At 56.3% G+C, this 12022-nt stretch carries 13 protein-coding genes; 6 read left to right on the top strand and 7 right to left on the bottom strand.

Annotated elements, in window-relative coordinates:
• Positions 1-139: 139 nt before the first annotated feature.
• The 5 genes from BN3277_RS08575 (at position 140) to BN3277_RS08555 (ending at position 3384) form a co-directional block, all read left to right on the top strand.
• On the top strand, positions 140-1051 hold the full coding sequence (locus tag BN3277_RS08575) for an ABC transporter ATP-binding protein (protein WP_059041869.1): 912 nt from the start codon (positions 140-142) through the stop codon (positions 1049-1051).
• A gap of 2 nt (positions 1052-1053) precedes the next feature.
• Positions 1054-1791, top strand: a complete 738-nt coding sequence (locus BN3277_RS08570) for an ABC transporter permease (protein ID WP_059041868.1) — start codon at positions 1054-1056, stop codon at positions 1789-1791.
• A 6-nt stretch (positions 1792-1797) separates the two neighbouring features.
• A complete protein-coding gene (locus tag BN3277_RS08565) occupies positions 1798-2535 on the top strand; it encodes a sensor histidine kinase (protein ID WP_059041867.1) in 738 nt (245 codons plus the stop codon).
• Between the two features lie 61 nt (positions 2536-2596).
• Entirely contained in the window at positions 2597-2785 is a 189-nt protein-coding gene (locus BN3277_RS25985) for a hypothetical protein (protein WP_059041866.1), read from the top strand.
• The gene (locus BN3277_RS08555; protein ID WP_059041865.1) at positions 2782-3384 is read left to right on the top strand and encodes a response regulator transcription factor; all 603 of its coding nucleotides are present in this window, start codon (positions 2782-2784) and stop codon (positions 3382-3384) included. Before BN3277_RS25985 ends, BN3277_RS08555 begins: the two co-directional genes overlap by 4 nt.
• Positions 3385-4077: 693 nt before the next feature.
• Here the strand turns inward: BN3277_RS08555 and trxB are convergent.
• Positions 4078-5037 carry a thioredoxin-disulfide reductase gene (trxB, locus tag BN3277_RS08550; RefSeq protein WP_059041864.1) on the bottom strand — a complete coding sequence of 320 codons (960 nt, stop codon included), beginning with the start codon at positions 5035-5037 and terminating at the stop codon, positions 4078-4080.
• Between the two features lie 106 nt (positions 5038-5143).
• The gene (locus tag BN3277_RS08545; RefSeq protein WP_059041863.1) at positions 5144-6880 is read right to left on the bottom strand and encodes a tetratricopeptide repeat protein; all 1737 of its coding nucleotides are present in this window, start codon (positions 6878-6880) and stop codon (positions 5144-5146) included.
• A 364-nt stretch (positions 6881-7244) separates the two neighbouring features.
• On the opposite strand from BN3277_RS08545, the gene BN3277_RS08540 reads away from it, so the two are divergent.
• Entirely contained in the window at positions 7245-7637 is a 393-nt protein-coding gene (locus BN3277_RS08540) for an iron chaperone (protein WP_059041862.1), read from the top strand.
• 70 nt (positions 7638-7707) lie between these two features.
• On the opposite strand, the gene BN3277_RS08535 is transcribed toward BN3277_RS08540, so the two are convergent.
• From BN3277_RS08535 to hisA, 5 genes are all read right to left on the bottom strand, one after another.
• On the bottom strand, positions 7708-8655 hold the full coding sequence (locus BN3277_RS08535; protein WP_059041861.1) for a ribose-phosphate diphosphokinase: 948 nt from the start codon (positions 8653-8655) through the stop codon (positions 7708-7710).
• Between the two features lie 106 nt (positions 8656-8761).
• A complete protein-coding gene (hisJ, locus tag BN3277_RS08530; protein ID WP_059041860.1) occupies positions 8762-9592 on the bottom strand; it encodes a histidinol-phosphatase HisJ in 831 nt (276 codons plus the stop codon).
• 17 nt (positions 9593-9609) lie between these two features.
• The gene (hisIE, locus tag BN3277_RS08525) at positions 9610-10320 is read right to left on the bottom strand and encodes a bifunctional phosphoribosyl-AMP cyclohydrolase/phosphoribosyl-ATP diphosphatase HisIE (RefSeq protein WP_059041859.1); all 711 of its coding nucleotides are present in this window, start codon (positions 10318-10320) and stop codon (positions 9610-9612) included.
• On the bottom strand, positions 10317-11075 hold the full coding sequence (hisF, locus tag BN3277_RS08520) for an imidazole glycerol phosphate synthase subunit HisF (protein ID WP_059041858.1): 759 nt from the start codon (positions 11073-11075) through the stop codon (positions 10317-10319). The genes hisIE and hisF overlap by 4 nt, the downstream gene beginning before the upstream one ends.
• A gap of 29 nt (positions 11076-11104) precedes the next feature.
• Positions 11105-11845 carry a 1-(5-phosphoribosyl)-5-[(5-phosphoribosylamino)methylideneamino]imidazole-4-carboxamide isomerase gene (gene hisA, locus BN3277_RS08515; protein WP_059041857.1) on the bottom strand — a complete coding sequence of 247 codons (741 nt, stop codon included), beginning with the start codon at positions 11843-11845 and terminating at the stop codon, positions 11105-11107.
• Positions 11846-12022: the final 177 nt, after the last annotated feature.

Below are 12022 nucleotides of genomic sequence, written 5' to 3'. Positions count from 1 at the left end.
GGTACCCAACCTCTTCCAATCCAAAGTTTGGGTGACAATTGTCATCTGTAAGTCATGACAGTCCTTACTAACGGGAGACCCCGTGTTCCTTTATTCTAGAGTTAATAGATGAGGAACCAAAAATTGGAGGCGAAATTCCATGGAACCCCTAATTGAAATGAGCGGCGTGAGCAAAATATTTAAAGATAAAAAAGCCGTCGATCACCTGTCCTTCGACATTTCCAAAGGCACTATCACCGCGATTCTCGGCCCCAACGGTGCCGGGAAGACAACGGCGGTCTCGATGCTGCTTGGCTTGCTGGAGCCTACCGCGGGAACGGTTAAGCTATTCGGCAGAGATCCCAAAGACCGGACGGTCCGTGAAAAAACCGGCGCCATGCTGCAGGAGGTCAGCGTGATGGACCGGCTTAAAGTGCGCGAGATCCTGGAGCTCGTTCGCAGCTATTATCCGAACCCGATGGAGCTGGCGGAGCTGGTTCGCCTGACCGGCCTCGGAGCCGCCGATTTGAACCGGTATGCCGAGAAGCTGTCCGGGGGACAAAAGCGCAGCCTAAGCTTTGCCCTTGCTTTGGCGGGCAACCCCGAGCTGGTCTTCTTCGACGAGCCGACGGTTGGGCTCGACATCACCGCTCGGCGGCGCTTCTGGGACAGCGTCCGCCAACTGGCCGGGCAAGGGAAGACGATCGTCTTCACAACGCATTACCTGCAGGAGGCCGACGACATCGCCGACCGGATCCTGCTGTTTAACCGGGGTAACCTGGTCGCGGACGGCACGCCGGAAGCGATCAAATCGCGGATCATCAAACGCTCGGTTTCCTTCCTCGTCGAAGGCGATGGCCCCGAGCTTCGCAGCCGGCTGTTGGCGCTCTCCCCGGTCTCGGAATGCTATAGCAAAGACGGCCGCATCCATGTCACAACAGAGGATACGGACGCCGCGCTGGCCGCTTTATTTACCGCCGGTCTGCCCGTGCACGACATACGGATCGAGCAGGGACGGCTGGATGAAGCCTTTGAGCAGCTTACGGCAAACCATGAAGAGGAGGCGGTGTAACGATGCGTACGATTACGATGCAATGCAAAGCGGAGCTGCTACGGGTGTTCCGCAATCCCTATTATGTATTCTGGTCGCTGTTGATGCCGGTTATGTTCTACTTTATCTTCACGCGCGTGGTCGATACCGGCGCCGACAATGTGGGAGCATGGCAGGCGCATTACTTGATGTCGATGACAACATTTAGCGTGATGGGTTCGGCGATCATGACCCTGGGCATCCGGCTGGTTCAAGAACGCACCCAGGGTTGGTCGACCTTCATGCGAATCACGCCGTTGCCCGGCTCGGTGTACTTCTTCGGCAAAATGTTCGGCCAGACCATGATGCACCTGTTTTCCGTCGTGTTTATTTTTATCGCTGGTTATCTGATTAATGGAGTATCGCTGCCTTGGCACCTCTGGATCTACAGCGGCTTATGGATTGTAGCAGCTTCGCTTCCTTTTCTCGCACTTGGGACGTTGGTCGGGCTGATGAAGCGCGTGGATACGGCGAGCGGCGTCAGCAACGCACTATACCTGGCTTTGGCGGTAACGGGGGGCATGTGGATGCCGATCGAATCGCTGCCCAAGGTGATGCAGGCCATCGGCAAGTGGCTGCCTTCCTACCAGTTTGGGGGCGGGGCCTGGGCGATCGTTCAGGGGAAGGTTCCGAGTTGGCGGAACGTCTTGATTTTGCTGGGCTACCTCTTTCTGTTTATGGTACTATCCACTTATATCCGAAAAAAACAGGAAGCGGTGTAATGAAGCATGAGGTTCGGCAGGTTCGAATTATTTCCGAGAAAATACGGCTGGTTCCCTTACATCTGGCCGATCTATCTGGCTCTTCCTGCCGTCAACATTCGCGGAGAGCAAGGGGTTAAGCTGCTCATTGGTTATGCGATGATTGTACTCTTTGCGGTGACGTACCGCCAGATGTATTGGACGACCGGCAAAACCTTTAACTTGTGGCTTGCGCTGCAAATGGCCCTGATTCTGGCGCTTTGCGTGTTTTACGGTCCGTACAACTTCTATATGGGCTTCTTCACCTCGAACTTTATCGGTTGGTATACCGATCACAAGAAATTTAATGTGGCGATATCGTGTTTTGCCGCGGTGGAGGTGCTGTCGCTCCTCAGCGGTTACCGGGAATTGGTGCCCAGCGATCTGCCGTTCTTGGTCCCCTTTCTGGTGATCATGCTGGTGATGCCGTACGGGATCCGCTCGATGGCGAGACGGCAGCACCTAGAGCAGGAGCTCGACCGGGCTAATGAGCAGATCAAGGAGCTGATCAAACGCGAGGAGCGAATGCGGATCGCCCGCGATTTACATGATACGTTGGGGCATACGTTGTCCTTGATCACGCTCAAAAGCCAGCTCGTCGAGAAGCTCGCGGCTAAGGACACTGAGCGGGCCCAGGCCGAGGCGCGGGAGATCCAGCGCACCTCGCGGGCGGCGCTGCGGCAGGTGCGGGAGCGCTCTTCCGATCTCCCATCCCCTGTCGCTTAGACAGATCTAGAGGTGTATAAGAGCCGGGGGCGACAGCGCCGCGGGCAACGGCCTGAAAGGCATGGCCGAGCGCTTGTCGCTTATCGATGGAGCGTTAAGCGTCGGGCCGGGGCACTTGGCCGATCCCACTGCGGAATCGCCCCCTGGCCATGGTTCCGACTCCGGCTCCGGCTCCAGCCAAGGCACCCGCCTGCGGATCGCCATCCCGCTTATCGTGAAAGAAGCCAACAAAGAAGGTGAAACCGCATGATTCGCATCGTGATTGCGGAAGATCAACGGATGTTGCGGGGAGCCCTCGCTTCCCTGCTGGACCTGGAGGACGACCTCGAGGTCGTCGGCCAGGCCGGGGACGGCGCCGAGGCGCTGGCGCTCATCGAAGCCCTGCACCCCGATGTCTGCTTGATGGACATCGAGATGCCGCTGATGAGCGGGCTTGAGGTCGCCGAGAAGCTGCAGGCGCAGGGATCGCCCTGCCGTGTCATCATCCTGACGACGTTTGCCCGGCCGGGCTATTTCGAGCGAGCGGTGAAAACCGGCGTCCAAGGTTACCTGCTCAAAGACGAGTCCAGCGACCGCTTGGCGGAAGCGATTCGCCGGGTGATGGCTGGCCACCGCGAGGCTTCGCCAGAGCTGGTATTCGGCAGCCTCCGCCGGGACAATCCCTTGACCGCTCGCGAGCAGGAAATCCTTCGGCTGGCGGCCGAAGGCCGAACCGCCGGGGAGATCGCCGCCTCCCTACACTTGTCCTACGGCACCGTTCGCAACTATATTTCGGAAGTTTTGAACAAGCTAGAGGTCAAAAGCCGGATCGAAGCGGTCCGCCTCGCCGAGGAGAACGGCTGGATCTAGGCGCACACGGTAGACGCGCAAAAGGACGCCGATCTCGGCGTCCTTTTGATTTCGGCCCTACCTGGCCCAATTCTATATGATTTTTCGAATACATTTTGCCGGAATCCTCGGATTTGGCGTATTGTATTCGATTTTTCATATACATTTCTCGATTCCGGCCGCATCCGGCCCCATTCTAGATGATTTTTCGAATACATTTAGCCGAAATCCTCGGATTGGGCGCATTGTATTCGATTTTTCATATACATTTCTCGACTTCGGCCGCATCTGGCCCCATTCTATATGATTTTTCGAATACATTTTGCCGGAATCCTCGGATTTGGCGTATTGTATTCGATTTTTCATATACATTTCTCGATTTCGGCCCTACCTGGCCCCATTCTATATGATTTTTCGAATACATTTAGCCAGAATCCTCGGATTTGGCGTATTGTATTCGATTTTTCATATACATTTCTCGACTTCGGCCCTACCTGGCCCCATTCTATATGATTTTTCGAATACATTTAGCCGAAATCCTCGGATTTGGCGCATTGTATTCGATTTTTCATATACATTTCTCGACTTCGGCCCTACCTGGCCCCATTCTATATGATTTTTCGAATACATTTTGCCGGAATCCTCGGATTTGGCGCATTGTATTCGGTTTTTCATATAGTTTGTTCCGTTGTCCCCGTGTTTCCTACCTCTACTTCAACTCCCGGTCGGGCCGCTCCAATCGTGCACCATGCTGCCTTCCAGGAACTTTTCGCAGTCCATCGCCGCCATGCAGCCGGATCCAGCCGCCGTGATCGCCTGGCGATAACGCGTATCCTGCACGTCGCCGCAGGCGAAAACGCCCGGCACGTTCGTCTCCGTGGTTCCCGGCTTCACCACGATATAACCGTGGTCGTCGGTCTCCACCGCGCCGCCAAGGAACTTCGTGTTGGGCGTATGGCCAATCGCCACGAACACCCCGTCGGCCTCCAGCAGCTCCTCCTGGGCACCGGCATTGTTCCGCACCTTCAACCCCTTCACTTGGCCGCCGCCCTCGTCCGTCACCACTTCCAACGGAGTCCGGTTCAACGCCCAGCGAATTTTCTCGTTGGCCTTGGCGCGATCCTGCATGATTTTGGAGGCCCGCAGCTCCTCCCGACGATGCACGATCGTCACCTCCGTGGCAAATCGCGTCAGAAAGTTTGCTTCCTCCATCGCGGAGTCGCCGCCTCCGACGACAAGAAGTTTCTTGCCGCGGAAAAAGAACCCGTCACAAGTCGCACAGGTGCTGACTCCTCGGCCCACATTCTCCTGCTCGCCAGGAATACCCAGATACCTAGCCGACGCCCCCGTCGACAAGATGACCGTTTCGGACTCCAGGACATTGCCGCCCTCGAGCGTCACCTGGAACGGCCGCTTCGAGAAATCGACCTGCTCGACCCAGCCGTTCCTAAATTCCGCGCCGAAGCGTTCCGCCTGCTTGCGCATATTGTCCATCAGCTCGGGCCCCATAATGCCCTCCGGAAAGCCCGGGAAGTTCTCCACTTCCGTAGTCGTAGTCAATTGACCACCGGGCTCCAGCCCTTCGATCACAACCGGGCTCAGGTTCGCCCGCGCCAAATAAATCGCCGCCGTAAGACCAGCCGGCCCCGTTCCGATTACCAACACTTTATGCATACGTTCGTACCTCCTTGGTTCCTAGGAAATGGCTCGACCCTCGATTCCTATGTAAATAGAATACTCCATCAAATTTTCCCCAAGTTGGACCCGCTTTACCCGCAAACTATTGGACTGATGGAAAAATCGCCGCGATCTTCTCCTTCACGCCACACACCTCATCCACCCGTTGAACATAACGACGCGCGGTGGACGCCGAAATATTGTATTTCTGCGCTACTTGCTCGTAGGTGACGGAGTGACCGTGCATTTTGGCCGTCAAATACTCAAGCGCCGCAGCCCAGCCCTCCAAATGCGAGACTGCCGGCGTATCCGGATATAATCGGGTGAGAAAATCCGCCCATAACGTCTCCATATCATGCTGCTGTTGGAGGTCAAAGCTTCGCTTCATTTGGTCCATCGCCAAATCGACGACCGCTTGCCATTCGCTCCGCCAAACCGGCAGCTCCGTCGTCACACGTCTGGGATCGATCAGAGTGGTCGTCGCTCCCGATCGAACCGGCAGCGGCTGGTTCACGCCGAGATTCCGGAGCACGAACAATGCCATTTCCTTCAGGTAGGCATCCTCCTCCGGCTCGAGCAGGAAGGCTTGCAGCGCTTCCTCAACCTCCTGGTCGGCGATTAGGCCAAGCGCCTGGATCACCTGCAGCTTCGTCTTGGTATCACCGTGGCGCAGCGCCCAGAAGAACGAAGAGCGAATCAGCGGATTCTCTTTCAAATCGGCCGGGATGCCGTCCTCCGTGATCTCCCAGCGCTTCATTTGCTCCTCAAACGGGAGCAGGTATTGATAATTCACCGGGAACGGCCCTGCCTCGGGATGCGCACGCTCCTGGGCAAGACAGTTCAAGTAATAGTCGGCTACACTTGAGCCGGGATCCATCCTTTTGCCCAGCTTCCACAGCTGCTCCGCTTCAGCCGACCGCCCGGTATGGTACGCCGCTACCGCCGCATAGTGGTACAGACTGGCGTCCAAAAGCGTCTCCTCGCTGCGCAGCAGCCGTTTAAAATGGCCAAAGGCCGCTTCATGACGGCCCAGAATCCCCATTGTCGTCGCCAGCTTAAATACGTGCTCCTGGTGGAAGGGCACGATAATTTCCAATCGTCCAGCCAGCTCCTCCAGCGCCTCAAGGTTCCCTTCATGCTGATAAAAAATCGCCAGATTGCACAAGCCGTGCAAATTGCCGGGATCCTGCTCCAGCACCTCACCCACCGTATCCTGTGCTTTGCGGAACAAGCCCAGGTAGTAATAACCTAGAGCCAAGTTGTTGCGAGCCGCCAGAAAGTCGGGGCGGTTTCGCACCAGTTCCTCCAGCATTTTGACCGCTTGAGCGAACTTCCCCTCTTCCAGCAAAGCGCGAGCCTGATCATGCTCGTAGACGCCATGCCGGGATTTGATGCTCTTCAATTTGGTTGGCCGGTCCAGTTCGTATTGCAGCAGGTCGATCATCTCTTCGGCCTCGCTCAGGAACTGCCCATGTTCATCCTCTTCCAAGTAACGGATGAGCGCTTCTTCCGCCGCTTCGAACTGATCCATGTTGGCATAGTTGTTCGCCATATAGAAATAACATTCCGTCATGGCCGGATCAATCTCCGTCAGCACGGTGTTCAATACTTCGTTAGAAGCCTCGTAATCTCCCATTTCCGATAAAATCCCGGCCATATTGCAATGGTTCACCGGGTTGCTCGGCTCATATTCCACGGCTTTGCGAAAATATTTCAATGCCTTGTCATAGCGATAACGGTCCAACGAAGAGACAGCTCTCTCGAAGAAAAACCCCGCATCCATCGAGATGGGCAGCACTTTCGCCCGTTTGGTTTTGGCCGGTCGCTTCTTTTCCTTCAAGCAAGGCACCTCCTTAGAATTCATTCTTCTCAGTCTACTTCCCGCACTCTCAGGTAAACTCTCCATTCCCCAGTATAACATAGGAGAAGCTGTCCTCCCACGGGGAATCCTGACGGAAAATAACGGATATGCCAACGCCGGAAGGAAAACCGCCGCTCCCAACCGAATAAATAAGATATTTACAGAGAAAGGAGTTATTTCCATCGTGTATGTAGAATTTGTCTGGGAAAACATCGTCGTCTCCGCATTATTCCTTGCCCTGTTGGTTTATGTCATCTGGTCCATCTTCCGAAATAAAAAGAACCGATAATAAGTTAATTGCCGCTCGGATCGCAGTGACAAGAAGAAGGGAGCCATCAAATCTATGGAAGCCAAGCAACCCCCATTTCCCACAATCGACGAATATATCATTCAATTCCCGCCGGAGATTCAGGATCGACTGCAGCAGATCCGCAAGCTGATCCAAGAGACCGCACCGACCGCAATTGAAAAAATCAGCTATCAAATGCCTACGTTTGAGTCGGATGGCAAAATCCTGGTGCATTTTGCGGCTTTTAAGAAGCACATCGGCTTTTACCCCACCCCCAGCGGTACGGAGGAATTTACCGAGGAGCTGTCCGCTTATAAAGGCGGCAAAGGGTCCGTACAGTTCCCCTTGGATCAGCCGCTGCCGCTGGAGCTGATTCGCCGAATCGTTCTTTTTCGGTTGGAGGAAAACCGTCGGATCGCTGAAGCAAAAGCCGCAAAGAAACGCTGAATCACCAGCCGGCTCAGGGGAAAAACGCGCACACAAAAAAGCCGCCCGTACGGCGGCTTAGAATTATCTATTAAATTCCACGATCCTTAAACAAAGCGGCGATGGATCCGCCCTCCAGGATAAACTGCGTGGCCCGGGCCAGCATCGGCGCGACCGAGAGCACCTGCACATGCGAAGAATGCAACTCCGGCTGCGCGATTGAATCAGTAACCACCACTTGCCGGATGTTTGGGTGCTTCAGCTTGTCCAGGGCATTTTCGGAAAAGAGTCCGTGCGTCGCGCACACGTAAGCATCCGTCGCTCCCCGTTCCTTCAGACCCTCCACCACGTTGACGATCGTGGACCCGGTATCGATCAAATCCTCAATAATGATCGGCGTATGTCCGGCAACATCGCCAATCACATGCGTGATCACCGACTCGTTGTGCGTAGGGCGCTTCTTGATCATAATCGCAAACGGCGAGTCCAACCCATTGGCCAGCTTCTCCGCCATCGAAGCGCGTCCCGCATCCGGCGAGACGATCACAGGGTTCGGGATCTGCTGAGCCTTCAGATAATCGGTCATCAAGTCCAGCGCGGTCAAATGATCGACCGGAATATTGAAGAAGCCTTGGATCGCCGGCGCGTGCAAGTCGATCGTGACGACCCGATTGGCCCCCGCCGTCGTCAGCACGTCCGCAAGCAGCTTGGCCGAAATCGGCTCCCGCGGCGCGGATTTGCGCTCCTGCCGAGCGTAACCGTAATAAGGCATGATGACGTTGATCGTTCTAGCAGAGGCCCGCTTCGCCGCATCGATCATCACCAGCAGCTCGACGAACAGCTCATTGATCGGATGGGACAGCGACTGGACCAGAAACACGTCGAAATTACGGATACTTTCCTCATAATGCACATATATTTCTCCGCTTTTGAAGCGCGACAACTTGACCTTTCCGGGTTCAATCCCCAGCCGGCCGCAGATATCCGACACCAGCTTCGGATTGGACGAACCGGAAAACATGCGCATTTTGGCTTCCATAACATCCTCCCGAATCCTTATTTATGACTTGGACATGCCTACTCTTTTATCGTACATGGATTCAGGTTTGCCGTCCAGCGCCACACCTACGGTCACTACCGTCGGCTTACTTCCCGACCCCCAGAGGAATCATCGTACGCCGCCGTCCTTCAAAGGTTGCCAGCTCCCGCACGCCCAAATTGTACAGTAGGGCACGCGCTTGATCCAGGTGTTCGCTCAGCTTCAGCGGATCATGGGCGTCCGATCCGACGGTGAGCGGAATCCCCATCTCGATCGCCGCCCGCAGGATCCGTTCGCTTGGGAACATCTCGGCGCACGGCTTGGACAACCCCGAGGCGTTGAGCTCCATCGCGATCCCGGCTTCCTTCACGGCAGCCAGGGCCCGACGCTCCAGCTGGATCGTCTCTTCCTCCCGCTCCGGCCCCGGTTTGTACCCAAACCGCTTGATGACGTCGAGGTGGCCGAGGAAATCGTAAAACCCGGTTTGCGCAGCTTTTGTCACGGCATCATAATACCGCTCATACACCGCAAACACGTCCTGGCCTTCCCAGTGATGCACCTGACGGAAATCCGAGACGTCCCATTCCCCGAGAAAATGTACCGATCCGATCACATAATCCCAAGGATAGGCTTTGACAATCTGCTCGATCCGCGCTTCCCATCCTTCGATATAATCGCCTTCCAGGCCAACTCGGACCTCGATTTGCCCGCGGTATTTCTCCTTTAGCCGAAAAGCCTCCTCGACATAGCGAGGCAACTCCTCCATCGGCATGGCCATCTCCGGATAATACTTGGCCGGATCGACATGCAGCAGCGGCATATGGTCGGAGAGACCCAGCTGGGACAAACCGATCTCGATCCCCCGGCGAATGTAATCCTCCAACGCGCCAACGGCATGGCCGCAGCGTTCGTGATGTGTATGATAATCGATCAACATCGGTTTACGCCCCCTGCCTAGTCGCGCCGCGGCCGTTCATGGCGCCGCTCCAGCTCCTGCATGATGTCATCCAGCGGCAAATTGCGCTCGCGCAGCAGCACCAGCAGGTGATAAATCAAGTCGCTCACCTCATAACGGAGCTCGTCGTTGTCGCCGTTTTTGGCCGCAATAATCGACTCGGCGGTTTCTTCGCCAACTTTCTTAAGGATCTTATCGAGGCCCTTCTCAAACAAATACGTCGTATAAGCCCCCTCCGGACGCTCCGCATAACGCTCGGCAATTAGCTGCTCCAGCTCGGCAAGCACCTTAAAGCGCTCATCGGCCCCGCCGCTTGCTCCTGTCGATGACGCCGCGACTTCGGCTTCTGCCGCTGTCCGGTAGAAACACGTTGGCTCCCCAGTATGGCAAGCCGGTCCGTTCGCAAGGACTTCCACGAGCAGCGTGTCCCCATCACAGTCGTATTTCAATGCCGTAATCCGCTGGGTGTTGCCGGAGGTCGCCCCCTTATTCCACAGTTCGGCCCGCGACCGGCTCCAGAACCAGGTCAACCCCGTCTCAACTGATTTGCGCAGCGATTCCCGGTTCATGTAGGCCAGCATCAGCACGTCTTTACTGCCTGCCTCCTGCACGATAGCCGGAACCAGTCCGGATGCATCCCACTTCACCGCCTGCTCCAGCTCCTCGATTGATAGCGACAATTGCAGCGGTTGTTGATTCCCTACGGTCATCGTATTTCCACCCCTTTGGCTTTCAGCTCTTGTTTCAAATCCGGTATTGCAATTTCTTTATAGTGAAAAATCGTCGCCGCCAGCGCCGCGTCCGCCTGTCCTTCGGTAAATACCTCGTAAAAATCGTTCACCTTCCCGGCTCCGCCGGAGGCGATCACCGGAATCCCCACAGATCGGCTCACCGCGCTGGTCAGCGGCAAGTCAAATCCGTCCTTAGTGCCGTCCGCGTCCATGCTCGTCAGCAAAATTTCGCCGGCACCGCGCTTCTCGGCCTCCTGTACCCAGGCTAACGCTCGGATGCCCGTTGGTTTACGTCCGCCGTGGGTGTACACTTCCCATTCGCCCCACTCGGCGTTAAACTTGGCATCAACCGCCACCACGATACACTGGGAGCCAAAACGGCGCGCTCCATCGGAGATCAGCTCGGGGTTCACCACCGCCGCCGTATTGATGCCGATCTTATCGGCGCCGGCCCGCAGCAGGCGCTTCATGTCGTCGACCTGGGAGATCCCGCCGCCAACCGTAAACGGAATGGCGATTTCACCGGCCGTTTGCTTGACGACCTCGACCATCGTCGCCCGTCCTTCATGCGACGCCGAGATGTCCAGGAACACGAGCTCATCCGCCCCCTCCCGGTCATATAACGCCGCCAGCTCCACCGGATCCCCGGCATCGCGCAGGTTCACAAAATTCACACCTTTGACGACCCGCCCGTCCTTCACGTCAAGGCAGGGAATAATTCGCTTTGCGAGCATGCTGGTTCGACATCCTTTCTAGGTTCCGTTTAGTTCAAAGCCCCGATCGCCGCGATGGCTTGGGCCAAATCGATGTTCCCGGTGTACAGCGCTTTGCCGACGATAGCACCACCGACGCCCTGACCCGCGTGGGCCGCGAGCCGCAGCAAGTCGTCCTGCACCGTCACCCCCCCGGAAGCGATCACCGTTTTGCCGGACGCCTGGGCCAGCGACAGGATCGCTTCCACGTTAGGCCCCTGCATCATTCCGTCGCGGGAAATATCGGTGAAAATAAACGTCTCCGCCCCTTTGGCGGCCAGTTCCTTCGCCAGCACCTCGGCCTGGACCTCGGACGTTTCCAGCCAGCCGCGCGTAGCCACAAAGCCGTTCCGGGCATCGATGCCAATCGCCACCTGATCCCCGTAGGTGCCTAGCACCGCTTCGGTAAACGCGCGGTCCTCGATCGCTGCCGTCCCGAGGATGACCCGGCTGACGCCCAGCGACAGCAGGCGTTTGACATCGTCCAGCGTACGCAGCCCGCCGCCAACCTGGACCGGCACCTGCACGCTGCGGGCGATTTCGCCGATCAGCTCGTCGTTGACCGGATGCCCGGCCTTCGCGCCGTCCAAGTCGACCAAATGAATAAACGACCCGCCTTGCGCTTCCCAAGAACGGGCCACTTCCACCGGGTTCGCGTTATATACCGTTTCACGGTCGTAATCGCCTTGGACGAGCCGCACGCATTGCCCGCCGCGAATATCGATAGCCGGATAAATAATAAAAGATGACATCAATGATCCTACCTCCTGCCGTTTATCGTCCATACATTGAATGCTCGTAAGGCACCGCCCTAAGATTCCATTTCAAAATAGCGGTAATTTATGGCGTTATTTCTAGCGCATTTGTGCGTTTAGGCAAAATAACGGTATTTCATGGCGCTATTTCGGCAAAATCACCTGCAAGAGGGC

Source organism: Paenibacillus rubinfantis, from assembly GCF_001486505.1.
GTDB lineage: Bacteria > Bacillota > Bacilli > Paenibacillales > Paenibacillaceae > Fontibacillus > Fontibacillus rubinfantis.
This window is presented reverse-complemented; position numbering and strand designations above follow the sequence as displayed.

Coding starts and splice junctions, on each gene's coding strand:
- BN3277_RS08575 (WP_059041869.1), top strand. CDS start 140: ATGGAACCCCTAATTGAAATGAGCGGCGTGAGCAAAATATTTAAAGAT.
- BN3277_RS08570 (WP_059041868.1), top strand. CDS start 1,054: ATGCGTACGATTACGATGCAATGCAAAGCGGAGCTGCTACGGGTGTTC.
- BN3277_RS08565 (WP_059041867.1), top strand. CDS start 1,798: ATGAGGTTCGGCAGGTTCGAATTATTTCCGAGAAAATACGGCTGGTTC.
- BN3277_RS25985 (WP_059041866.1), top strand. CDS start 2,597: ATGGCCGAGCGCTTGTCGCTTATCGATGGAGCGTTAAGCGTCGGGCCG.
- BN3277_RS08555 (WP_059041865.1), top strand. CDS start 2,782: ATGATTCGCATCGTGATTGCGGAAGATCAACGGATGTTGCGGGGAGCC.
- trxB (WP_059041864.1), bottom strand. CDS start 5,037: ATGCATAAAGTGTTGGTAATCGGAACGGGGCCGGCTGGTCTTACGGCG.
- BN3277_RS08540 (WP_059041862.1), top strand. CDS start 7,245: ATGGAAGCCAAGCAACCCCCATTTCCCACAATCGACGAATATATCATT.
- BN3277_RS08535 (WP_059041861.1), bottom strand. CDS start 8,655: ATGGAAGCCAAAATGCGCATGTTTTCCGGTTCGTCCAATCCGAAGCTG.
- hisJ (WP_059041860.1), bottom strand. CDS start 9,592: ATGTTGATCGATTATCATACACATCACGAACGCTGCGGCCATGCCGTT.
- hisIE (WP_059041859.1), bottom strand. CDS start 10,320: ATGACCGTAGGGAATCAACAACCGCTGCAATTGTCGCTATCAATCGAG.
- hisF (WP_059041858.1), bottom strand. CDS start 11,075: ATGCTCGCAAAGCGAATTATTCCCTGCCTTGACGTGAAGGACGGGCGG.
- hisA (WP_059041857.1), bottom strand. CDS start 11,845: ATGTCATCTTTTATTATTTATCCGGCTATCGATATTCGCGGCGGGCAA.